Annotated in this window: 19 protein-coding genes and 4 tRNA genes; 18 read left to right on the top strand and 5 right to left on the bottom strand. The window is 59.5% G+C overall.

Annotated elements, in window-relative coordinates; translation table 11 throughout:
* Nucleotides 1-24 precede the first annotated feature (24 nt).
* The gene (locus RYB09_RS02355; protein WP_058402427.1) at nucleotides 25-360 is read right to left on the bottom strand and encodes a hypothetical protein; all 336 of its coding nucleotides are present in this window, start codon (nucleotides 358-360) and stop codon (nucleotides 25-27) included.
* Nucleotides 361-595: 235 nt separating this feature from the next.
* A complete protein-coding gene (locus RYB09_RS02350) occupies nucleotides 596-1,792 on the bottom strand; it encodes an amino acid aminotransferase (protein WP_230018196.1) in 1,197 nt (398 codons plus the stop codon).
* A gap of 378 nt (nucleotides 1,793-2,170) precedes the next feature.
* On the opposite strand from RYB09_RS02350, the gene uvrB reads away from it, so the two are divergent.
* The 9 genes from uvrB (at nucleotide 2,171) to RYB09_RS02305 (ending at nucleotide 9,373) form a co-directional block, all read left to right on the top strand.
* Nucleotides 2,171-4,186, top strand: a complete 2,016-nt coding sequence (uvrB, locus tag RYB09_RS02345; RefSeq protein WP_058402429.1) for an excinuclease ABC subunit UvrB — start codon at nucleotides 2,171-2,173, stop codon at nucleotides 4,184-4,186.
* Between the two features lie 618 nt (nucleotides 4,187-4,804).
* On the top strand, nucleotides 4,805-6,286 hold the full coding sequence (gene gltX / locus RYB09_RS02340) for a glutamate--tRNA ligase (RefSeq protein ID WP_005734390.1): 1,482 nt from the start codon (nucleotides 4,805-4,807) through the stop codon (nucleotides 6,284-6,286).
* 148 nt (nucleotides 6,287-6,434) lie between these two features.
* A tRNA-Ala gene (locus RYB09_RS02335) sits at nucleotides 6,435-6,510 on the top strand.
* Between the two features lie 88 nt (nucleotides 6,511-6,598).
* Nucleotides 6,599-6,674, top strand: a tRNA-Glu gene (locus tag RYB09_RS02330).
* A gap of 52 nt (nucleotides 6,675-6,726) precedes the next feature.
* Nucleotides 6,727-6,802 (top strand) — tRNA-Ala (locus tag RYB09_RS02325).
* A 46-nt stretch (nucleotides 6,803-6,848) separates the two neighbouring features.
* A tRNA-Glu gene (locus RYB09_RS02320) sits at nucleotides 6,849-6,924 on the top strand.
* 418 nt (nucleotides 6,925-7,342) lie between these two features.
* Nucleotides 7,343-7,804 (top strand): acyl-CoA thioesterase, encoded by a 462-nt coding sequence (locus tag RYB09_RS02315; protein WP_054076471.1) that lies wholly within the window; start codon nucleotides 7,343-7,345, stop codon nucleotides 7,802-7,804.
* Between the two features lie 29 nt (nucleotides 7,805-7,833).
* Nucleotides 7,834-8,799 carry a tRNA-dihydrouridine synthase family protein gene (locus tag RYB09_RS02310; RefSeq protein ID WP_316887320.1) on the top strand — a complete coding sequence of 322 codons (966 nt, stop codon included), beginning with the start codon at nucleotides 7,834-7,836 and terminating at the stop codon, nucleotides 8,797-8,799.
* 130 nt (nucleotides 8,800-8,929) lie between these two features.
* Nucleotides 8,930-9,373 (top strand): Hsp20 family protein, encoded by a 444-nt coding sequence (locus RYB09_RS02305; RefSeq protein ID WP_058400450.1) that lies wholly within the window; start codon nucleotides 8,930-8,932, stop codon nucleotides 9,371-9,373.
* A gap of 45 nt (nucleotides 9,374-9,418) precedes the next feature.
* Here RYB09_RS02305 and RYB09_RS02300 read toward each other — a convergent pair whose 3' ends face one another.
* Nucleotides 9,419-11,611 carry a putative bifunctional diguanylate cyclase/phosphodiesterase gene (locus RYB09_RS02300; RefSeq protein WP_058409245.1) on the bottom strand — a complete coding sequence of 731 codons (2,193 nt, stop codon included), beginning with the start codon at nucleotides 11,609-11,611 and terminating at the stop codon, nucleotides 9,419-9,421.
* Between the two features lie 70 nt (nucleotides 11,612-11,681).
* Nucleotides 11,682-12,551 (bottom strand): LysR family transcriptional regulator, encoded by an 870-nt coding sequence (locus RYB09_RS02295; RefSeq protein ID WP_002552953.1) that lies wholly within the window; start codon nucleotides 12,549-12,551, stop codon nucleotides 11,682-11,684.
* 145 nt (nucleotides 12,552-12,696) lie between these two features.
* On the opposite strand from RYB09_RS02295, the gene leuC reads away from it, so the two are divergent.
* The 9 genes from leuC (at nucleotide 12,697) to RYB09_RS02250 (ending at nucleotide 22,639) form a co-directional block, all read left to right on the top strand.
* A complete protein-coding gene (leuC, locus tag RYB09_RS02290; protein ID WP_002552954.1) occupies nucleotides 12,697-14,121 on the top strand; it encodes a 3-isopropylmalate dehydratase large subunit in 1,425 nt (474 codons plus the stop codon).
* Between the two features lie 10 nt (nucleotides 14,122-14,131).
* Complete coding sequence (leuD, locus tag RYB09_RS02285) at nucleotides 14,132-14,773, top strand: 3-isopropylmalate dehydratase small subunit (RefSeq protein ID WP_005732380.1); 642 nt, start codon at nucleotides 14,132-14,134, stop codon at nucleotides 14,771-14,773.
* A gap of 147 nt (nucleotides 14,774-14,920) precedes the next feature.
* On the top strand, nucleotides 14,921-16,003 hold the full coding sequence (gene leuB / locus RYB09_RS02280; RefSeq protein WP_004658980.1) for a 3-isopropylmalate dehydrogenase: 1,083 nt from the start codon (nucleotides 14,921-14,923) through the stop codon (nucleotides 16,001-16,003).
* 70 nt (nucleotides 16,004-16,073) lie between these two features.
* Nucleotides 16,074-17,186 carry an aspartate-semialdehyde dehydrogenase gene (gene asd, locus RYB09_RS02275; protein ID WP_002552957.1) on the top strand — a complete coding sequence of 371 codons (1,113 nt, stop codon included), beginning with the start codon at nucleotides 16,074-16,076 and terminating at the stop codon, nucleotides 17,184-17,186.
* Nucleotides 17,187-17,366: 180 nt separating this feature from the next.
* Nucleotides 17,367-18,371, top strand: a complete 1,005-nt coding sequence (locus RYB09_RS02270; protein ID WP_316887316.1) for a 2-dehydro-3-deoxygalactonokinase — start codon at nucleotides 17,367-17,369, stop codon at nucleotides 18,369-18,371.
* Between the two features lies 1 nt (nucleotide 18,372).
* The gene (locus RYB09_RS02265) at nucleotides 18,373-19,008 is read left to right on the top strand and encodes a 2-dehydro-3-deoxy-6-phosphogalactonate aldolase (RefSeq protein WP_058409243.1); all 636 of its coding nucleotides are present in this window, start codon (nucleotides 18,373-18,375) and stop codon (nucleotides 19,006-19,008) included.
* A 23-nt stretch (nucleotides 19,009-19,031) separates the two neighbouring features.
* Nucleotides 19,032-20,210, top strand: a complete 1,179-nt coding sequence (gene dgoD, locus RYB09_RS02260; RefSeq protein ID WP_255872618.1) for a galactonate dehydratase — start codon at nucleotides 19,032-19,034, stop codon at nucleotides 20,208-20,210.
* 232 nt (nucleotides 20,211-20,442) lie between these two features.
* The gene (locus RYB09_RS02255) at nucleotides 20,443-21,753 is read left to right on the top strand and encodes an MFS transporter (protein WP_002552961.1); all 1,311 of its coding nucleotides are present in this window, start codon (nucleotides 20,443-20,445) and stop codon (nucleotides 21,751-21,753) included.
* A gap of 76 nt (nucleotides 21,754-21,829) precedes the next feature.
* Complete coding sequence (locus RYB09_RS02250; protein ID WP_316887314.1) at nucleotides 21,830-22,639, top strand: IclR family transcriptional regulator; 810 nt, start codon at nucleotides 21,830-21,832, stop codon at nucleotides 22,637-22,639.
* A gap of 11 nt (nucleotides 22,640-22,650) precedes the next feature.
* Here the strand turns inward: RYB09_RS02250 and RYB09_RS02245 are convergent, their stop codons facing one another.
* Entirely contained in the window at nucleotides 22,651-23,703 is a 1,053-nt protein-coding gene (locus RYB09_RS02245) for an NAD(P)-dependent alcohol dehydrogenase (RefSeq protein ID WP_031594913.1), read from the bottom strand.
* Nucleotides 23,704-23,737 lie beyond the last annotated feature (34 nt).

The raw sequence follows: 23,737 nt of genomic DNA, 5'->3' as shown, positions 1-23,737 counted from the left end.
CCCAAATGCGCTTGCCTGTCGGGATTAGCCGCCGGGCGTATCGATATCGGCGTCAACACCCTGGGTAGGCTGATGATTGCGCAGATCCTCGGTTTTTTCCTCAGGCTCATGATCAGGCACGTAAGCGCTGTCGCCGGATGACTGGCTTTGGCTTTGGCTTTGGCCTTGAGACTGAGACTGAGACTGAGACTGGCTGGGAGCAGGGCTTTTGCCCTGATTCTGGCCTCCACCTTTTTCCGTCTCTGGTTCTACGTCCGCAACCTGTGGCTCGATGGCCGGGTCGTTGCGGTCTGCGCCCTGGTCAGCGGGCGTATGCTGGCCCGGTGGCTGTTCTTTCTGACGTTGCGGTTCGATGGACATGAGTACCTCGATATCTGTTTCAGAAAATGGTCTGACAGGGTTTCGAAAGGTAGCCATATGGATCGTTCGATTCAGTTGCCGAACGGTGCTGAAGGAGGGTGATGCAGGATTGGGTGTTGTGTGAGGCTACGGGAGGTGCGATGTTCGCGAAGGGGGCCGTACAGTTGCATGAGATGCATGGAACGGAATATAGCCTTCGCGAACAGGTTCGCTACAGAAAATATAGGCAGCGCGGTTAGAGCACTTTTTTGATTGCGTCGCACACGGCATCAATATTCTTCTGGTTCAGCGCCGCCACGCAGATACGCCCGGTATCCAGCGCGTAGATGCCGAATTCGCTGCGCAGGCGTTGTGCCTGTGCGGCGGTCAGGCCGGAATAGGAGAACATGCCGCACTGACGGCCGACAAAGCTGAAGTCCTGACCAGCCGGGTTATCCGCCAGGCGCTCGACCATGGCTTTGCGCATGCCTTGGATACGCACGCGCATCTCGCCGAGTTCTTCTTCCCACAGGGCGCGCAGTGCCGGGTCATTGAGGACCGCAGCGGAAATGATTGCGCCGTGGGTCGGCGGGTTGGAGTAGTTGGTGCGGATCACGCGCTTGACCTGCGACAGAACGCGGGCGGTTTCTTCTTTCGATTCGGTAATGATCGACAGCGCGCCGACACGTTCGCCATACAGCGACAGCGATTTGGAAAACGAGCTGGAGGCGAAGAAGGTCAGGCCCGACTCGGCGAACAGGCGCACAGCCAGTGCATCTTCCTGAATGCCTTGACCGAAGCCCTGATACGCCATGTCCAGAAACGGTACGTGGCCCTTGGCCTTGACCACTTCCAGCACTTTTTTCCAGTCGTCCAGGCTCAGGTCGACGCCGGTCGGGTTGTGGCAGCAGGCGTGCAGCACGACGACCGAGTTGTTCGGCAGGTTCTGCAGGTCTTCAAGCATGCCGGCGCGGTTCACGTCGTGGGTGGCAGCGTCGTAGTAGCGATAGTTCTGCACCGGGAAACCTGCGGTTTCGAACAGCGCGCGGTGGTTTTCCCAGCTTGGGTCGCTGATCGCTACCACTGCGTTGGGCAGCAGTTGCTTGAGGAAGTCGGCACCAATCTTCAAGGCACCTGTGCCGCCGACCGATTGAGTGGTCAGTACACGGCCTGAGGCGATCAGCGGTGAATCGGCCCCCAACAGCAGTTTTTGCACGGCCTGGTCATAAGCGGCAATGCCGTCGATCGGCAGGTAACCGCGCGGCGCGTGCTGGGCGACACGGATCTTTTCAGCTTCAGCCACGGCACGCAGCAGAGGAATGCGCCCGTCTTCATCACAGTAGACGCCTACGCCAAGGTTGACCTTGGTGGTGCGGGTGTCAGCGTTGAAGGCTTCGTTGATACCCAGGATCGGATCGCGGGGTGCCATTTCGACAGCGGAAAACAGGCTCATTGTGCGGCGGCTCTTGATGAAGAGTGGGTAGGGATGCACGCTGCGGCTGAATGCGCCAAAGCGGTGCACAAACAGCGCTTAGTATAGAGAGCATCCCCTTGTCGGGCGACAGGCCGGACGGCTTTTTTCGAGGTTTATATGCATATTTTCAGAACGTTCGTCCCGTTCGAACCTCAATGCTTTAAGTGTGTGACTTGAAAGGCCAGCATATGGCTCCATCTAGTAAGCATCATTTCAAGACATCGCACGCCTTTTCCCGGCGGGACCGGGCGTTGGCGATGATTTCGTCATGGCCTGTCAGTCCATTCAGGTGAGGCGAGCCCTTTGCGCGATCCCGTCGCGTACGAATCACGTCGCGTATGAACCAAGAGGTAGGATATGTCCGAGTTTCAGCTCGTTACCCGTTTTGAGCCAGCCGGCGATCAGCCCGAGGCCATTCGCCAACTGGTCGAAGGGATCGACGCAGGGCTCGCGCACCAGACCTTGCTGGGGGTGACCGGCTCGGGCAAGACGTTCAGCATCGCCAACGTGATCTCTCAGGTGAAGCGCCCGACGCTGGTCCTGGCGCCGAACAAGACCCTGGCCGCGCAGTTGTATGGCGAGTTCAAGGCGTTCTTCCCGAACAACGCCGTGGAATACTTCGTTTCCTATTACGACTACTACCAGCCTGAGGCCTATGTACCGTCGTCGGACACCTTCATCGAGAAGGATGCGTCGATCAACGACCACATCGAGCAGATGCGCCTGTCTGCAACCAAGGCGCTGCTGGAGCGCAAGGACGCGATCATCGTCACCACGGTGTCGTGCATCTACGGCCTGGGCAGCCCGGAAACCTATCTGCGCATGGTCATGCACATCGATCGCGGCGACAAACTTGATCAGCGCGCCCTGTTGCGGCGACTGGCCGACCTGCAGTACACCCGTAACGACATGGACTTTGCCCGTGCGACGTTCAGGGTGCGTGGCGATGTCATCGATATCTACCCGGCCGAATCCGATCTGGAAGCGATCCGCGTCGAGCTGTTCGATGATGAGGTCGAGAGCCTGTCGGCGTTCGATCCGCTGACCGGTGAGGTGATCCGCAAGCTGCCGCGCTTCACGTTCTACCCCAAGAGCCATTACGTTACCCCGCGCGAGACGCTGGTTGAGGCAATGGAAGGGATCAAGGTCGAGCTGCAGGAGCGTCTTGAATACCTGCGCACTCAGAACAAGCTCGTGGAAGCCCAGCGTCTGGAGCAACGGACCCGCTTTGATTTGGAGATGATGCTGGAGCTGGGCTACTGCAACGGTATCGAAAACTACTCGCGCTACCTGTCGGGCCGTCCTTCCGGTGCGCCGCCACCGACTCTGTTCGATTACCTGCCCCCCGATGCCTTGCTGGTGATCGACGAGTCCCACGTCAGCGTGCCGCAGGTCGGCGCGATGTATAAAGGTGACCGCTCACGCAAGGAAACCCTGGTCGAGTACGGGTTTCGTTTGCCATCGGCGCTGGATAACCGGCCCATGCGCTTTGACGAGTGGGAGGCGATCAGCCCGCAAACCATTTTTGTCTCGGCGACGCCGGGCAACTATGAAGCGGAACACGCCGGGCGCGTCGTGGAGCAGGTCGTGCGTCCGACCGGCCTGGTGGACCCGCAGATCGAAATCCGCCCGGCGCTGACCCAGGTCGACGACCTGTTGTCGGAAATCCACAAACGTACGGCGCTGGAAGAGCGGGTGCTGGTCACCACGCTGACCAAGCGCATGTCAGAGGATTTGACCGATTACCTCAGCGACCACGGGGTGCGAGTGCGTTACCTGCACTCGGACATCGATACGGTTGAACGTGTCGAGATCATCCGCGACCTGCGTCTGGGCACCTTCGATGTGCTGGTGGGGATCAACCTGCTGCGCGAGGGCCTGGACATGCCGGAAGTGTCGCTGGTGGCGATTCTCGATGCCGACAAGGAAGGTTTCCTGCGTTCTGACCGTTCGCTGATTCAGACCATCGGTCGGGCTGCGCGTAACCTCAATGGCCGGGCGATCCTGTACGCCGACCGCATTACCGGCTCCATGGAGCGCGCCATTGGCGAAACCGAACGGCGCCGCGATAAACAGCTCGCCTTCAACCTTGAGCACGGCATTACCCCAAAAGGCGTGTTCAAGGACGTTGCCGACATCATGGAAGGTGCCACGGTGCCAGGCTCGCGCAGCAAGAAGCGCAAAGGCATGGCCAAGGCCGCCGAAGAAAACGCTCGCTACGAAAACGAACTGCGCTCACCGAGCGAGATCAACAAGCGCATTCGTCAACTGGAAGAGAAAATGTACCAGTTGGCCCGCGACCTGGAATTCGAAGCTGCTGCGCAGATGCGCGACGAGATCGGCAAGTTGCGGGAGCGGTTGCTGGCGGTTTGAAGCATTGGGCACGTCACCTCTTATGCCGATGGGCCACGTCTGCATGCAGTTCGTGACGCTCTGCGCCACGAGTCTTTAGTGCCGCACAATGTCATGCTGCGCCTGCATGATGCCGCCATACGCGCTTTTCGATCACGGTGGCACTGACGACGCAGAGTGCGACCTTAGTGACGGCTGAGTCCTGGCGCTGATCCGGGGGTAGCCTGGCAGGACGCCAGGCTAGCCGCACCGGACCATGGATGGTCCGTTGCGGCGACCCCCGGATCAGTGCCAGGGCGAAGGAACCCGACGAAGTCGGGCCGGAAACAGGAGCGGGGACTTTGCCTACTTTGGTCCCTCAAAGTAGGGCGCCGTAAGGGCGCAAAGGTGACCTGAGCCGAACCCCGACCCAACTGACATCGCAGAACCGCTGTGTGACGCGGAGCGTCACGAACTGCATTCCCACGCGGAGCGTGCGGAACGAGAACTATGTGGCTTCAAGTCTTTTTTCAGCATCCATTGGGCCCTGTGAGCAGCGCTGAGTGCGGAGCACGAATGCAATCATATTGCCCACGCTGGAGCCGCATGCCCCCAGCCTGTTAACATTCCGCGCTTGATCGACCTATTTCGGAATTTTCCATGACCACCGTTCGTACCCGCATCGCGCCATCGCCCACGGGCGACCCTCACGTCGGCACGGCCTACATTGCGCTGTTCAACTACTGCTTTGCCAAACAGCATGGCGGCGAGTTCATTCTGCGCATTGAAGACACCGATCAACTGCGCTCGACCCGCGAGTCCGAACAGCAGATCTTCGACGCACTGCGCTGGCTGGGTATCGAGTGGAGCGAAGGGCCGGATGTCGGTGGTCCACACGGCCCGTATCGTCAAAGCGAGCGGGGCGATATCTACCAGAAATACGCGCAGCAACTGGTCGAGCTGGGTCACGCTTTCCCGTGCTTCTGCACCGCCGAAGAACTGGACGAAATGCGCGCCGAGCAACAGGCCAAGGGCGAAACCCCGCGCTATGACGGTCGCGCCTTGCTGCTCTCCAAGGAAGAAGTGCAGCGCCGCCTGGACGCTGGCGAGCCCCACGTGATTCGCATGAAAGTGCCGACCGAAGGCGTCTGCGTCGTGCCGGACATGCTGCGCGGCGAAGTCGAAATCCCGTGGGACCGCATGGACATGCAGGTCCTTATGAAGACCGACGGCCTGCCGACCTATTTCCTCGCCAACGTCGTCGATGACCACCTGATGGGCATCACCCACGTACTGCGCGGCGAAGAATGGCTGCCATCGGCACCCAAACTGATCCTGCTGTACGAGTACTTCGGCTGGGACAAGCCACAGCTGTGCTACATGCCGCTGCTGCGTAACCCCGACAAGAGCAAGCTGTCCAAGCGCAAGAACCCGACCTCGGTGACCTTCTACGAGCGCATGGGCTTCATGCCTGAAGCCATGCTCAACTACCTGGGCCGCATGGGCTGGTCGATGCCTGACGAGCGCGAGAAGTTCTCGTTGCAGGAAATGGTCGACAACTTCGACCTGTCGCGTGTTTCGCTGGGCGGGCCGATCTTCGATATCGAAAAACTGTCCTGGCTCAATGGTCAGTGGTTGCGTGATCTGCCGGTCGAGGAGTTTGCCAGCCGGTTGAAAACGTGGGCACTGAACCCCGACTACATGATGAAGATCGCACCGCACGTGCAGGGCAGGGTAGAGACCTTCAGTCAGGTCGCTCCGCTGGCCGGGTTCTTCTTCGCCGGTGGCGTTACGCCCGATGTGAAGCTGTTCGAGCACAAGAAGTTGTCCCCGGAGCAGGTCCGTCAGGTGATGCAGTTGATTCTGTGGAAGCTGGAGTCGCTGCGCCAGTGGGAGAAAGACCGGATCATGGGCTGCATCCAGGCCGTCGTCGAGCACCTCGAGCTTAAGCTGCGTGACGCCATGCCCTTGATGTTTGCGGCGATTACCGGCCAGGCCAATTCGGTCTCGGTGACCGATGCGATGGAAATCCTCGGTCCGGACCTGACCCGCTTCCGCCTGCGTCAGGCTCTGGATTTGCTGGGTGGCGTTTCGAAAAAAGAAAACAAGGAATGGGAAAAGCTGCTGGGCTCCATCGCCTGAGGCGTTCCCTGTTCCTGTCAGACGCCCCCGGTTTTCCGGGGGTTTAAAGGTAAGTGGTTGTATTACCGACAAAAAAGTTTGGAAAATGTAAAAAATAAATTTGACAGCCCTGTCACTCACGCTTAATATGCGCCCCGTCCACTGATGTGGGGCTTTAGCTCAGCTGGGAGAGCGCCTGCATGGCATGCAGGAGGTCAGCGGTTCGATCCCGCTAAGCTCCACCAAATTTAGCGTTTCAGAGCGCTGCTACACTGCTCTGGGACGATGTGAAACAAACGGATCCAGCGACCGTTTGTTTTGTAAGAAGGTTTTGTCCCCTTCGTCTAGTGGCCTAGGACACCGCCCTTTCACGGCGGTAACAGGGGTTCGAGTCCCCTAGGGGACGCCAGTTTCACCGAGTGATACTTCAACGTTGATCTCCGCCGCGAGGCGATAAATCCGGGGCTTTAGCTCAGCTGGGAGAGCGCCTGCATGGCATGCAGGAGGTCAGCGGTTCGATCCCGCTAAGCTCCACCAAATTTGCCAGGGTTCATCGTTCGATGAGTCTGACTGAAGGTTTTGCGTCCCCTTCGTCTAGTGGCCTAGGACACCGCCCTTTCACGGCGGTAACAGGGGTTCGAGTCCCCTAGGGGACGCCACGATTTCCCGCTCTGCGGGACCAAGGGTCATTCGATTATTGAATGGCCCTTTTGTTTTTTCAGGGTTTGAAAAATCCTTCCTTTCAGATTCTTGCTGTTTCCATACACAAATCCAACTGACCCTCGCGCCAATGCTTCGGTGGCCTGCATCAGATGACGCAAGGCGTCACGTCTGTACTGCATCATGCCTCGCCGAAGTTACTGCACATAAAAACGCTTTTTTCGCCACGATGGCACTCGCAGAACCCCAAGTGTGACGCGTAGCGCCACAAAGAGGACGCAGAGCGTCCAGAACTGCATGCCGACGCGGAGCATCGGCACGATAGTCAACATTACGGGCATTGCAGACCGTCGTGTGAACGAGGTTAATGAACCGCTACACTCTCCGCACACCAAATTCACTCAAGCAGGAGCACGCATGGTCTGGGATCGGGCAACGCCTTTCGTCATTGATCTGAACGTCGGCGCTGAAGACATCGACGGGCTGGGGCATGCCAATAATGCCGTGTACGTCTCCTGGCTGGAGCGCTGTGCCTGGCGGCATTCGCAGTATCTGGGCCTGGACCTGACCGAATACCGGCGTCTGGACCGGGCCATGGCGGTGGTCAGACACGAGATCGACTACCTGGCCAGTGCCTATGAGAACGATGAACTGCAACTGGCGACCTGGATCGTCGATTGGGATCGCCGCCTGAAAATGACCCGTTGCTTTCAGCTCAAGCGGCCCGCCGACAACCTGACGTTGCTGCGCGCGCAAACCACCTTTGTCTGTATCGAGCTGTCCAGCGGTCGGCCCAAGCGCATGCCTGCCGAGTTCATTGACGGCTACGGCGCAGCCATCCCTGACGGCACCGTTCCCAATCCGCACGCCGGGCAGTAAACTGCCGGACTTTTTTTCGAGTGTGACCCATGCAAATTGCTCTGGCGCCCATGGAGGGGTTGGTCGACGACATCCTGCGCGATGCCCTGACGAAAGTAGGTGGTATCGATTGGTGCGTGACCGAATTCATTCGGGTGTCCGAGCGTTTGATGCCTGCACACTACTTTTACAAATACGCTTCGGAATTCCACAAAGGCGCGAAGACCGACGCAGGCACGCCGTTGCGGCTCCAGCTGTTGGGCTCCGACCCAGTGTGTCTGGCCGAGAACGCCGCGTTCGCCTGTGAGTTGGGCGCACCGGTACTGGACCTCAACTTCGGCTGCCCGGCCAAGACCGTAAACCGCTCGCGTGGCGGCGCAATTCTGCTCAAAGAGCCGGAACTGCTGCATTCCATCGTCAGCCAGGTACGCCGTGCGGTACCCAAACATATTCCTGTAACAGCCAAGATGCGTCTGGGTTACGAAAACACCGATGGCGCGCTGGACTGTGCCCGGGCACTGGCTGACGGCGGGGCAGAGCAAATCGTCGTTCATGCGCGCACCAAGGTCGACGGTTACAAGCCGCCCGCGCACTGGGAGTGGATTGCGCGCATTCAGGAGGTGGTCAAGATCCCTGTGGTGGCCAACGGTGAAATCTGGACCGTTGACGATTGGCGTCGTTGCCGGGAAATCTGCGGCGCACGCGACATCATGATTGGTCGCGGCTTGGTGGCGCGCCCTGATCTGGCCCGGCAGATTGCTGCGGCACAGAAGGGGGAAGAGGTCGTGCCGATGACATGGGGCGAGTTGCAGCCGATGCTGCGCGCTTTCTGGCAGGCCTGTCTGATTAAAATGACGCTCATTCAGGCGCCGGGTCGTCTCAAGCAATGGTTGGTGCTGCTGACCAAGAGCTACCCTGAGGCGACCCTCATGTTCAATGCGCTACGCCGCGAAACCGACTGTGATCGAATCGGTGTGATGTTGGGCTGCCTGCCCGGCGGCTTACCCCAAACCTAACCCCGACGAACGGTCAAAAAAAACCTGAAAAAAGTCTCTTGAAAAGTGAATGGGTATCCCTATTTTGGTGATCAAGCGATGCCGGATACGGGTCGCGTAAACCACTCGCTGACAAACAGGAGAACTTATCATGGCGACTGCATTTTCACTGGCCCCACTCTTTCGTCATTCCGTGGGTTTCGACCGCTTCAACGACCTTTTCGAGTCGGCGGCACGAAATGAGACAGCCAGCGGTTACCCTCCATACAACGTGGAGCGGCATACCGATGATCATTACCGGATCGTGATTGCTGCAGCAGGCATGCAAGAGCAGGACCTTGAACTACAAGTCGAGAAGGGCGTATTGACCGTGATCGGCAACAAGCGCGAGCAGGAAGCCGACAACGTGACCTATCTGCATCAGGGTATTGCCCGGCGTGAATTCAAGCTGTCGTTCAGGCTGGCCGACAATATCGAGGTCAAGGGTGCCGACCTGTCTCACGGTCTGTTGAGCATCGACCTGGTGCGCAACGTGCCGGAAGAGGCAAAACCAAAGCGCATTCCGCTCAATACCCAGAAAGTACTGGGCAGTTAATCAGTTGTTCTATAGAAGAGGCGCCTTCGGGCGCCTTTTCTGTCTTCACTCCAGAGACGCACTTTCCTGTAACTGCCGCTTGAGCTGCAGCAGGTTCTCGAACTGCGGCCCAGGCAGCGGTTCGCTGAACAGGTAGCCTTGGTAGTTGTAACAGCCCACTCTTTCCAGGAACGCCAGTTGCTCCGGCGTTTCGACGCCTTCAGCGATGACGTTAAGGTTGAGGCTCTGGGCCATGGCCACGATGGCGCGAATGATTTCTGCATCGTTGGGGTCGCTGGTAGCGTCCTGAACGAAGGACTGGTCAATCTTCAGCGTATCCACCGGCAAGCGCTTGAGGTAAGTCAGTGAGGAGTAGCCGGTGCCGAAGTCGTCCATCGCAAAGCTCACGCCCAATTCTTTCAGGCTGCGCATTTTGAGGATGGTGTCATCAAGGTTCTGGATGACAATGCCTTCGGTGATTTCCAGCTTGAGCATGGAGGCAGGCAACTGGTGCAACTTGAGGCTGTGTTGCACACGCTCGATAAAATCGTTCTGGCGGAACTGACGCGGGCTGATATTGACGCCCATCAGGAATTTGTTTTTCGAGATCAGCCCCTGCTTTAAAAGCAGGCCGCCGGTTTTGCAGGCTTCGTCCAGAATGTGGCTGCCGACCTCCAGAATCATCCCGCTTTCTTCAAGTATCTGGACAAACTGATCAGGCGACAGCAACCCGTATTCGGGGTGGTCCCAGCGCAGCAGCGCCTCTGCGCCGGTAATGTACTGGTCCCGGCAATCGATCTGGGCCTGGAAGTGCAGCTGGAATTCGTTGCGGGTCAGCGCCAGTCGCAAGTCGTTTTCAAGACGCAGGCGCTGGCTGACGGCCTGCTGCATGGACACATGGAAAAACTGTGACGCATTGCGTCCGGAATCCTTGGCGCGATACAGCGCAATATCGGCCCGTTTGAGCAAATCGGCAGGGGCCAGGCCATCGTCCGGAATCAGAACGATGCCGATGCTCGGCGTGACCTGCAGGCGATGACCGTCGAGGAACATCGGCTCGGCCAGCAGCTCGCGAAGGTTATCGGCCAGCACGCGGACCTGCTGAGTGACTTCATCGCGGGTGCCGTCCAGCCCGCAGATCAGCACCACGAACTCGTCACCGCCCAGGCGGGCCACGGTGTCCTCTTGGCGTACGCTGGCCTCCAGGCGCGCGGCAATGATACTCAGCACGCTGTCGCCCACCGGGTGGCCGAGTGAGTCATTGATGTGCTTGAAATGGTCCAGGTCAAGAAACAGCAGGGCACCGCGCAGGTTCTGGTGCTGGAGCAGCGAGACTTGCTGGCTGAGGCGGTCCATCAGCAGCGCGCGGTTGGGCAGCCCGGTGAGCGGGTCGTGATAAGCCAGATGCTGAACCTGTGCCTGGGCGGTTTTCAGCTGGCCGATGTCTCGGGCGTTCATCAGCAGGCAGGCGGTATTGTTCAGGGTGATGAACTCGACCGAGATGTCCAGCACCAGAGGCGCGCCGTGCTTGTCCTGGCCATTCATTTCGCGATGATGCACGCGGCCTTTCTGGCGTAGCTCGTCAATCATGTATTCGCGCTGCACGGTGTCGGACCAGATACCGATTTCGTGGGCGGTGCGCCCCACGACTTCCTGGGCGCTGAAGCCGGTCAGGCGACAGAAGCCGTCATTGACCTCTACATAGCGGCCTGACTCGATTTCAGTGATGGTGATCGAGTCCGGGCTTGAGTGAAATGCCTTGGCAAACTTCTCCTCGCTGGCCTCCAGCGCCGACTGGACGCACTGTTGAGTGATGTCCAGCACGGTTCCGGACAGCTTCACGGCCTGGCCATGTTCATTGCGATAGATTCGTGCACGGCTTTCAAGCAGTCGCGATGTGCCGTTTTGCAATTGAAACCGGTAGGTCACCTGGAGGCAGTCCTGCTGGTTTTCCAGTGCTGCAGCATAAACTGCGCGCATGCGCCGGCGCTCTTCAGCGGGCAGGCTGCCGAAGAACTGCCGGCCATCCTCGTCGAAGGGCAGTGCCGCCATGCCGTGCAGCGCAGACGCACGGGCCGAGGCTTGCAGCCGGTTGCCGGTGATGTCCAGATCCCAGGTGCCCATCTGCGCCAGTTCCAGCGCCAGTTCCAGACGGTCCCGGGTTTGCTGGAGGACGCGCTCCGCGCCTGTCGGCGGCAGACTGGGGGCGGCTGCCTGTGCAGGGACTTTCAGCACGGAGTTATCCGGTGGGTTGGACATGTGATCACGAGCCTTTAATCGAAAGAACCGATAGAGCGATCAGTCTGCGGTTTGCAGCATGGTCTACCCACTATGTCTGCGCATCGAGCAGTTTCATGAATGCTCTTGCTGCATTCGATAGCGTGCGTTCGGTATGCAGGATGTAGCCTAGCTGGCGATTGAGCTGCACGCCCGGTAATGGAATGCGCGCCACTTGTTCGTCAAGCATGGTGCGTGGCAGAACGCTCCAGGCAAGGCCGATGGACACCATCATCTTGATGGTCTCCATATAATTGGTACTCATCGCGATGTTGGGCTTGAGGCCCTGGGCTTCGCACAAGCCGCTGACAATGTGATGGGTAAACGTGTTACCGCCCGGAAATACTGCCGGATAGCGCACGACATCCTCCAGTTTCATGGGGCCGCTGTTGGCCAGCGGATGTTCCGGTGCCGCGACGAAGTCCAGCGGGTCGTCCCACACGGGCACGGCGCGGATCAGCGTATGCGGTTCGGGTGCGAGTGTAATGACTGCCAGTTCGGCGCGCCCGTGAAGAATTTCCTCATAGGCAATTTCCGAGTCCAGGAACTGAATGTCCAGTGCGACCTTTGGATAGGTACGGGTAAATGCCCGTAATACCGGGGGCAGGCGATGCAGACCGATGTGATGACTGGTCGCCAGAGTCAGCCGTCCGGTGACTTCGCCGGTCAGGTTGGTCAGCGCGCGGCGAGTGTCATCCAGCACGTTGAGAATCTGATAGGCACGCGGCAGCAGGGCGCGCCCGGCCTCGGTGAGGCTGACTTCCCGACCCAGGCGGTCGAACAGGCGCACATTCAATTGTTGCTCCAGACCGGCAATGCGCTTGCTGATGGCCGGTTGAGTCAGGTAGAGGCGTTCGCCTGCCCCGGAAAAGCTACCGGTCTCGGCGATGGCAATAAAAGCATTAAGGTTGGCGAGATCCATGGTCGGATTCCATTTGGTTATCCAAAGTATGAAAATTATGAATTTGAGTTATTTAAGCATATTCCATAGGATGACCGCACAAGCCAAGGGGTCATCGTCACGATTGCCCAAGGCATAGAAACAAGCTGATGAGGAAGTACGTCCGATGGCCGGGAAAACGCTCTACGACAAGCTCTGGGATTCGCATTTGGTCAAGCAGCGCGACGACGGTTCGGCGCTGATCTACATTGACCGCCATATCATCCACGAAGTGACCTCGCCGCAAGCGTTCGAAGGCCTGCGGCTGGCAAAGCGCAAGCCATGGCGGATCGACTCGATCATCGCCACGCCTGACCATAACGTTCCGACCACCTCGGAACGCAAGGGGGGTATCGACGCCATTGAAGATCAGGTGTCGCGGCTGCAGGTGCAGACCCTCGATGACAACTGCGACGAGTACGGCATTACCGAATTCAAGATGAACGACCCGCGTCAGGGCATCGTTCACGTGATCGGCCCGGAGCAGGGCGCAACCCTGCCAGGCATGAGCGTGGTCTGCGGTGACTCGCACACCTCGACCCACGGCGCGTTTGGTGCGCTGGCGCACGGTATCGGCACTTCCGAGGTCGAGCACGTGCTCGCGACTCAGTGCCTGGTTGCCAAGAAAATGAAGAACATGCTGGTCTCGGTCGAAGGGCAACTGCCGTTCGGCGTGACAGCAAAAGACATCGTGCTGGCCGTGATCGGCAAGATCGGTACGGCGGGCGGTAACGGTTACGCCATCGAGTTCGCTGGCAGCGCGATTCGCGACCTGTCTATCGAAGGCCGCATGACCATCTGCAACATGTCCATCGAAGCCGGTGCCCGGGTCGGCATGGTTGCCACCGACGAAAAGACCGTCGAGTACGTCAAGGGTCGTCCGTTTGCTCCTAAAGGTGCGGAATGGGACCTGGCAGTCGAGGCCTGGAAGGATCTGGTTTCCGACGCTGACGCTGTATTCGACACCGTGGTCAGGCTGGACGCCGCGCAGATCAAGCCACAGGTCAGCTGGGGCACTTCGCCGGAAATGGTGCTTGCCGTCGATCAAAACGTGCCGGACCCTGCGCAAGAGCCGGATCTGGTCAAGCGTGGCTCCATCGAGCGCGCCTTGAAGTACATGGGCCTGAAAGCCAATCAGCCGATCACCGATATCCAGCTGGACCGGGTGTTCATCGGTTCCTGCACCAACTCGCGGATCGAAGACCTGCGCGCGGCTGCCGACGTCGCCAAGGGCCGCAAGGTGGCCGCGACCATCAAGCAGGCCATCGTGGTGCCGGGTTCGGGCCTGATCAAGGAACAGGCCGAGAAGGAAGGGCTGGACAAGGTGTTCATCGAAGCCGGTTTTGAATGGCGTGAGCCGGGCTGCTCGATGTGCCTGGCGATGAACCCGGACCGCCTGGGTTCCGGCGAGCACTGTGCATCCACGTCCAACCGCAACTTCGAAGGCCGTCAGGGGGCTGGCGGCCGCACGCATCTGGTAAGCCCTGCGATGGCTGCCGCGGCGGCGGTCAATGGCCGTTTCATTGACGTTCGCGACTTGATCCAGCTCTGAGGAATCCAGCATGAAAGCCTTTACCCAGCACAATGGCCTGGTCGCTCCTCTGGATCGTGCCAATGTCGACACCGACCAGATCATCCCCAAGCAGTTCCTCAAGTCGATCAAGCGCACGGGTTTTGGCCCGAACCTGTTCGATGAGTGGCGTTATCTGGATGTGGGGCAGCCGTATCAGGACAACTCCAAGCGTCCGCTGAACCATGACTTCGTGCTCAACCATGAGCGTTACCAGGGTGCAAGCGTACTGCTGGCTCGGGAAAACTTCGGTTGTGGCTCCAGTCGCGAGCATGCGCCGTGGGCACTGGAAGAGTATGGTTTCTGCGCGATTATTGCGCCGAGCTACGCGGACATTTTCTTCAACAACAGCTTCAAGAACGGCCTGTTGCCGATCATTCTGTCTGAAGCCGAGGTCGACGAGCTGTTCAAGCAGGTCGAGGCCAGCCCCGGCTACCAGTTGAGCATTGATCTGCAGGCGCAGACCGTGACCCGTCCCGACGGCAAGGTGCTGAGCTTTGAAATCGATGCGTTCCGCAAACATTGCCTGCTCAATGGCCTGGACGACATCGGCCTGACGCTGATGGACGCTGACGCCATTGCCAGTTTCGAAAGCAGGCACCGCGCCAGTCAGCCGTGGCTGTTCCGCGACTGATTGATTCATCGCAACCTGTCTGTTTGCCAGCAAGGGGCCCTGCGCCTTGCTGGCAAAAGTGTTTAAGACAGGTGATAAATTTTTCGCCGCTGCGAGCGTTATAAACAGGCGTTGTTCACGACGCCGATGCACAAAATCGAGGATGTTATGAGCAAGCAGATTCTGATTCTCCCAGGTGATGGTATTGGTCCGGAAATCATGACCGAAGCGGTCAAGGTGCTGGAACTGGCCAACGAAAAGTATCAGCTGGGCTTTGAATTGACCCACGACGTGATCGGCGGCGCAGCCATCGACAAACACGGCGTGCCGCTGGCAGACGAGACCCTGGATCGCGCCCGTGCGGCCGATGCCGTACTGCTGGGCGCAGTCGGCGGCCCGAAATGGGACACCATCGAGCGCGACATCCGTCCTGAACGCGGTCTGCTGAAAATTCGTTCGCAACTGGGCCTGTTTGGCAATCTGCGTCCGGCGATCCTTTACCCGCAACTGGCGGATGCGTCGAGCCTCAAGCCGGAAATCGTTGCCGGTCTGGACATCCTGATCGTCCGCGAACTGACCGGTGGCATCTACTTCGGCGCGCCACGCGGCACTCGCGTGCTGGATAATGGCGAGCGTCAGGCCTATGACACGCTGCCGTACAGCGAAAGCGAGATCCGCCGCATTGCCAAGGTCGGTTTCGACATGGCCATGGTGCGTGGCAAAAAGCTCTGCTCGGTAGACAAGGCCAACGTGCTGGCGTCCAGCCAGCTGTGGCGCGAAATCGTCGAGCAGGTGGCCAAGGATTACCCTGAAGTCGAACTCAGCCACATGTATGTCGATAACGCCGCCATGCAGCTGGTTCGTGCGCCCAAGCAGTTCGATGTAATCGTGACCGACAACCTGTTCGGCGACATTCTGTCCGATCAGGCGTCGATGCTCACCGGTTCCATCGGCATGCTGCCGTCGGCTTCGCTGGACACCGCCAACAAGGGCATGTACGAGCCTTGTCATGGTTCGGCGCCGGACATCGCCGGCAAAGGCATTGCCAACCCGCTGGCGACCATTCTGTCGGTATCGATGATGCTGCGTTACAGCTTCAACCTGACCGATGCTGCTGACGCCATCGAGAAGGCGGTCAGCGTGGTACTGGATCAGGGCATTCGCACCGGCGACATCTGGTCGGAAGGCAAAGTCAAAGTCGGTACGCAGGAAATGGGCGATGCAGTAGTCGCCGCGCTGCGGAATCTGTAATCTCTCTGGCCCGCCGCCTGCTGTGCATGCGCAGAGCGGTGGTCCCACTTTTATTCAAGGTGTAGTTGCGATGAAACGTGTAGGTCTGATCGGTTGGCGCGGCATGGTCGGTTCCGTGCTCATGCAGCGGATGCGGGAAGAGCAGGACTTCGATCTCATTGAGCCGGTGTTTTTCACTACTTCCAATGTCGGTGGCCAGGCGCCTTCGGTGGGCAAGGATGTTGCGCCACTGAAAGACGCCTACAGCATCGACGAGCTGAAAACCCTGGACGTAGTGCTGACCTGTCAGGGTGGCGACTACACCAATGAGGTGTTCCCCAAGCTGCGCGAAGCCGGCTGGCAGGGTTACTGGATCGATGCCGCCTCCAGTCTGCGCATGCAGGATGACGCCGTTATCGTGCTCGACCCTGTGAACCGCAAGGTCATCGATCAGCAGCTGGATGCGGGCACCAAAAACTATATCGGCGGCAACTGCACGGTCAGCCTGATGCTGATGGGCCTGGGCGGTCTGTTCGACGCCGGGCTGGTCGAGTGGATGAACGTCATGACCTATCAGGCGGCCTCCGGAGCCGGCGCGCAGAACATGCGTGAGCTGATCAGGCAGATGGGCGCCGTGCATGCCTCGGTGGCCGATGATCTGGCCAACCCGGCCAGCGCCATTCTGGATATCGACCGCAAGGTGGCTGAAGCCATGCGCAGCGAGTCGTTCCCGACCGAGAATTTCGGCGTGCCACTGGCGGGCAGTCTGATCCCGTGGATCGACAAGGCGCTGCCGAACGGCCAGAGCCGCGAAGAGTGGAAAGGCCAGGCCGAGACCAACAAGATTCTCGGTCGCTTCAAGAGCCCGATCCCGGTCGACGGCATTTGCGTACGCATCGGTGCCATGCGTTGCCACAGCCAGGCGCTGACCATCAAGCTGAACAAGGATGTGCCGATTGCGGACATCGAAGGCTTGATCAGCCAGCACAACCCTTGGGTCAAGCTGGTGCCGAACAACCGTGAAGCCAGCATGCACGAGCTGAGCCCGACTGCCGTAACCGGCACCATGAGTATTCCGGTGGGCCGTTTGCGTAAACTGAACATGGGTTCGCAGTACCTGGGTGCCTTTACCGTGGGTGACCAGCTGTTGTGGGGCGCGGCAGAGCCGCTGCGCCGCATGCTGAGAATCCTGCTGGAGCGTTGAGGCTTCGGTTTTACAGCAAACCCGCTTTCCGAAAGGAAGGCGGGTTTTTTAGTGCCTGATACTTTTGATTGACTGTCTTTTTTCCCTATATATGGGATTGAAATTTACATATTGAGATAAGTGTAACAACGGGTTTATAGTCGTCCTGCACTCACTTCCAAAAAAACAACAGGTGACGCAATGCAGGCGCAATTGATCGCGCTCGATTGGGGGACAACCTCACTTCGTGCTTATCGACTTGGCGAACATGGCCAGGTACTGGAACAGCGCGCATTGAGCGCGGGCATCATGCAGTTGCCGACCACGCCGCGGCTGATCGCGGGGCAGTTCTGCAGTGACGGTTTCGAACTGGCCTTTGACCAGGCGTGCGGCGACTGGCTCGATGCCCAACCGGACCTGCCGGTGATTGCCTGTGGCATGGTCGGCAGCGCACAGGGCTGGCGCGAGGCGGCTTACCGGGAAACGCCGGCCAGCGTCAATGAGCTGAGCGCAGCGCTGCAGACGGTGCGCAGCGTGCGCGGCGTGACGGTGCACATCATCCCCGGCGTCCTGCAACGCTCGACCCTGCCCAACGTCATGCGTGGCGAAGAAACCCAGGTGCTGGGTGTGCTGGCCGGCCTCGACGCCGGGCAGAGCAGCCAGCAGCTGCTGATCGGTCTGCCCGGCAGCCACTCCAAATGGGTGCAGGTAGAACGGGGTCGCATTGTTCACTTCGACACCTTCATGACCGGCGAGGTCTACGCCGCGCTCTGCGCGCACACTATTCTGGGACGCACCATGCAGCCTTCGGAGGCGTTCGACGAGCAGGCGTTTGACCGCGGCTTGTCGATTGCCCTGTCCGACGCGGGCTCTGCCGGGCCGCTATCGACGATTTTCAGCACACGAACGCTCGGCCTTACCGGGCATTTGGCTGCCAGTGCGCAACCTGACTATCTTTCCGGCCTGTTGATTGGCCATGAACTGGGCGCCATCGCCAGGCTGCATCTGCACAACCACGAACAATTGCCTGCGGTGGTCCTCATCGGCAGCGATTCGCTGTGCACGCGCTATGCACGCGGGCTGGCCGTTTGTGGCTTTCCCGGCGTGACATTGGCCGAGCAGGCGACCGAGCGCGGCCTCTGGCAGGTCGCCGTTCAAGCCGGCCTGATCGCGCGCCGCTCGTCCCAACACATTCAAGAGGTGTGACATGCTCAAGCAAGCATTGAAGGAAAACGGTCTGGTCGCAATTCTGCGCGGCCTGCGTCCCGAAGAAGCGCCTGCGATTGGCGATGTGTTGTACGAGGCCGGGTTTCGGGTCATCGAAGTGCCGCTCAACTCTCCACAGCCGTTCGACAGCATCCGTTTGTTGCGCCAGCAACTGCCAGCCGATTGCCTGATCGGTGCGGGAACGGTGCTGACCCCGGAGCAGGTGACTCAGGTCAAGGATGCCGGAGGCCAGGTGATTGTCATGCCGCACAGCGATGCGAAGGTGCTGCGTGCAGCCAAGGCTGCCGGGCTGTTCCTCTCACCAGGCGTGGCGACGCCGACCGAAGCCTTTGCCGCGCTGGCCGAAGGGGCTGATGTGCTGAAGCTGTTTCCTGCCGAGCAGATGTCGCCCGCGGTGGTCAAGGCGTGGCTGGCGGTATTGCCCAAGGGCACGATTCTGCTGCCGGTCGGGGGGATCTCGCCGGACAACATGAAGGTGTTCCTCGATGCCGGCGTGAAAGGCTTTGGCCTGGGCTCCGGGCTGTTCAAGCCAGGCATGAGCACCTCTGACGTTACCGGGCGCGCCCAGGCCTATGTGGCTGCCTGGAAGCAGCACAGCGCAGCGCTTGCAGACTGACCGGCGCCGGTAGTCGTTATCCAATAAGAGAATCAACAAGAGAAACCGCACCCATGAAAATCACCAAACTCACCACGTTCATCGTTCCGCCGCGCTGGTGCTTCCTCAAGGTCGAGACCGACGAGGGCGTTGTCGGCTGGGGCGAGCCAGTGGTCGAAGGCCGCGCGCACACCGTGGCCGCTGCTGTGGAAGAACTCTCCGATTACCTGATCGGCAAGGACCCGCGCAACATCGAAGACATCTGGACGGTGCTGTACCGCGGCGGCTTCTACCGGGGTGGGGCGATCCACATGAGCGCCCTGGCAGGCATCGATCAGGCGTTGTGGGACATCAAGGGCAAGGCCCTGGGCGTTTCCGTCAGCGACCTGCTCGGTGGTCAGGTGCGTGACAAGATTCGCGTCTATTCGTGGATCGGCGGTGACCGCCCTGCAGACACGGCGCGGGCTGCGAAAGAAGCGGTCGGACGTGGTTTTACTGCGGTGAAAATGAACGGCACCGAAGAGCTGCAATTTCTCGATACCTTCGACAAGGTCGACCTGGCGCTGGCCAACGTGGCTGCCGTGCGCGATGCCGTCGGGCCGAATGTCGGCATCGGTGTGGACTTCCATGGCCGGGTTCACAAGCCCATGGCCAAGGTGCTGATGAAGGAGCTGGACGCCTACAAGCTGATGTTCATCGAAGAGCCGGTGCTCAGCGAGAACTATGAAGCACTGAAGGAGCTGGCACCGCTGACCAGCACGCCGATTGCCCTGGGTGAGCGGCTGTTCTCACGCTGGGACTTCAAGCGCGTGTTGAGCGAAGGTTATGTCGACATTATCCAGCCTGATGCGTCCCACGCCGGTGGCATCACTGAAACCCGCAAGATCGCCAATATGGCCGAAGCGTATGACGTCGCGCTGGCGCTGCATTGTCCGCTCGGGCCTATCGCGCTGGCGGCATGCCTGCAACTGGACGCGGTTTGTTACAACGCCTTCATTCAGGAACAGAGCCTGGGCATTCACTACAACGAAAGCAACGATCTGCTCGATTACGTGAAGCACCCGGAAGTCTTCGACTACGACAAGGGCATGGTCAAGATTCCCAACGGGCCGGGCCTGGGCATCGAGATCAACGAAGAATATGTCATCGAACGCGCGGCCATCGGCCACCGCTGGCGCAACCCGATCTGGCGCCATGCCGATGGCAGTTTTGCCGAGTGGTAGAGCACAGTAAATCCCCGTAACCATCGTTCCCGCATACGGCACTTGTAATCATCGTTCCCATGCTCTGCATGGGAATGCCGTTCTGGACGCTCTGCGTACGATTTTGAGAGCGCGGTGCGGCGCAGGTATGTGACGCAGAGCGTCACGAAATGCATTACCACGCGGAGCGTGGGAACGAGAGCTCGCCAATCGAAACACAGACCTCAATAAATCCAACAAGAGGCTACATTCCATGCGCACTCGAACTCTTGAGGGTGCGGCATCCCTGGTGACGCCGTCCCGCAAACGTTTCTTCATCATGGTGCTGCTGTTCATTACGGTGGTGATCAACTACCTGGACCGCAGCAACCTGTCGATTGCCGCTCCTGCGCTGACCGCCGAGCTGGGCCTTGATACGGTTCACATCGGGCTGATCTTCTCCGCGTTCGGCTGGACCTATGCCGCCATGCAATTGCCTGGTGGCTGGCTGGTGGACCGTGTGCCGCCGCGTATCCTTTACACCGCGGCGCTGCTGCTGTGGTCCATCGCGACCATCATGCTTGGTTTTGCGGCCAGCTTTATTGCGCTGTTCGTACTGCGCATGGCGGTCGGTGCGCTGGAAGCACCTGCCTATCCGATCAACAGCCGTGTCGTGACCACCTGGTTTCCCGAGCGCGAGCGGGCTACCGCCATTGGCGTCTATACCTCGGGGCAGTTCGTCGGCCTGGCGTTTCTAACCCCGGTGCTGGCCTGGTTACAGGCGCACTATGGCTGGCACATGGTGTTTGTCGCTACAGGTGGTGTCGGTGTGCTGTGGGCGTTGATCTGGTATACGGTCTATCGCGAGCCGCGTGACTTCAAAGGTGTCAATCAGCAGGAAATCGACCTGATCAAAGAGGGCGGCGGTCTGGTAGACATCCAGAAGGATGTCGAAAAACAGAAGCAGGGTTTCAGCTGGCTGGACCTGGGCATTGTGTTGAGCAAGCGCAAGCTGTGGGGGATCTATCTGGGGCAGTTCTGCCTGAACTCCACGCTATGGTTCTTCCTGACCTGGTTCCCGACCTATCTGGTGAAATACCGCGGCATGGATTTCATCAAGTCCGGGCTGCTGGCGTCGTTGCCGTTTCTTGCGGCGTTTGTCGGCGTGCTGTGTTCGGGGTTCTTTTCCGACTGGCTGATCCGTCGCGGGCATAGCGTGGGCTTTGCGCGCAAGTTGCCAATCATTGCCGGGCTGCTGATCTCGACCTCGATCATCGGTGCCAACTTCGTTGACTCCACCCCGTTGGTCATCACCTTTCTGGCGCTGGCATTCTTCGGCAACGGTCTGGCGTCGATCACCTGGTCGCTGGTATCGACCCTGGCCCCGGCGCGCTTGCTGGGCCTGACTGGCGGCACGTTCAACTTCATCGGCAACCTCGCCGCCATCGCCACGCCGATCGTGATCGGCTTTCTGGCAACGGGTGACTCGTTTGCGCCGGCCATCACTTACATTTCGGTGCTGGCATTGCTGGGCGCGCTGTCTTACATCCTGCTGGTAGGCAAAGTAGAGCGTATCGAGCTCTGATGTCGACGTATCTGGATGCTGGCGGCGATAATGCCGTCAGCTTTTCGATCCGCCCCTTTTATGAAAATGGCCTGTCATGCACAACGATTCGATCATCCCTGAAAAAATTACCGGCAAAGAACCGGCGCCGACAGGGACCCAGACTCTGCTGCGCGGGCTTGGCGTGGTGCAGGCGGTGGCCGGTGGTGCGCGGGACCTGAAGGAAATCGCCCGGCTGATCGGCACCACACGCAGCACCACTCACCGTTTGGCCAGTTGCCTGGTCGAAGAGCGCTACCTTCGGGTGGTGCCTCAAGTGGGTTATCTGCTCGGACCGAAACTGATTGAGCTTGGGTTTCAGGCGCGCGAAGAAGTGCCACTGGCAATGCTCGCCCGGCCATATCTGGATCGGCTGTCGGAGCTGACGGGCGATACGGTGCATCTGGCGGTGCGGGAAGGGGACGACGTGCTTTATCTGCACAAGAACCCTGGTCGCAATGGCCCGGAAATGCGCTCGCGGGTCGGGCATCGCATGCCGCTGGTGCGAACCGGTATCGGCAAGGCGTTGCTGCTGGACAGCGGGTTGCCGGAGTGGCAGCGCTTGTATAACGCAAGCATGCCGAGCAGTGGCAGGAATCCGCTATGGCCTGCTCATGAGCAGCAAACCTGGGAGCAGTTGCAGGCGCGAAGGGAAGAATATGTGCAGGGAGGGTATGCGTTCGATCTGGAGGACAACGAACCGTCGATCCGTTGCGTTGCAGCGCCGGTACGTGATGCCAGCAAACAGATCGTTGCCGGCATCAGTGTCGCCAGTACCGTGCCCTACATGCCGCTGGAGAAGATGGCCGAGCTGGTCCCGCTGATCAAGCAGATAGCAGCGGAACTCTCGGCCGATCTCGGCGGCTGATTCGCGGTGAATCAGGCCTGTAGCGTGGCCATGTCGATCACGAAGCGGTATTTCACGTCACCGGCCAGCATGCGCTCGTAGGCTTCGTTGATGTTGCGGATATCGAGCATTTCGATATCGCAGGTGATGTCGTTCTCTGCGCAGAAATCCAGCACTTCCTGAGTTTCAGCGATACCACCGATCAGCGAACCGGCCAGCACGCGACGGCTCATCACCAAGTGGGCTGCATGGACTGGCGGCTCGACCGGCTCGATCAGACCGACCAGAATGTGCACGCCGTCAAAACGCAGCGTTTCCAGGTAGGGGTTCAGGTCATGCTGGACCGGAATGGTGTCGAGCAGGAAGTCGAAATGACCGGCAGCGGCTTTCATCTGTTCAGCGTCGGTGGACACGATCACATGATCTGCACCCTGACGACGTGCTTCCTGAGCCTTGGCTGCGGAGCGGGTGAACAGGGTCACTTCAGCGCCCATTGCCTTGGCGAACTTGATGCCCATGTGGCCCAGACCACCCATGCCCAGAATACCGACCTTGTCGCCAGCCTTCACACCGTAGTGCTTGAGCGGCGAATAAGTGGTGATGCCTGCGCAAAGGATTGGCGCAGCAGCGGCCGGGTCGAGTTTCTCTGGAATGCGCACAACGAAATGCTCGGCGACCACGATGCTGTTGGAGTAGCCACCCATGGTGTTGCTGCCGTCCACGCGGTCAGGCGTGGCGTAGGTCATGGTCGGGCCTTCCAGGCAATACTGCTCGAGATCCGATTTACAGGCCGAGCATTCGCGGCACGAATCGACCATGCAGCCAACACCGACCAGATCGCCGACCTTGTATTTGCTGGCGTTGGCGCCAGTGGCGGTCACGCGACCGACAATTTCATGGCCAGGCATCAGCGGGTAAACAGCGATGCCCCATTCGTTGCGCGCCTGGTGAATGTCGGAGTGGCAGACGCCGCAGTAGAGGATTTCGATGGCAACGTCGTCGGCACGCGGAGCGCGACGTTCGAAGGTCATCGGGGCGAGGGGGGCGGTAGCTGACTGTGCGGCATAACCTATTGCTGTGTACATGTTTGACCTCGCAAGGTGTTACGGAATAGAGGCG

Source organism: Pseudomonas syringae group sp. J254-4, assembly GCF_032586855.1.
Lineage (GTDB): Bacteria > Pseudomonadota > Gammaproteobacteria > Pseudomonadales > Pseudomonadaceae > Aquipseudomonas > Aquipseudomonas amygdali.
The sequence above is the reverse complement of the archived record's forward strand: the minus strand, read 5'-3'. Positions and strand labels throughout refer to the sequence as shown.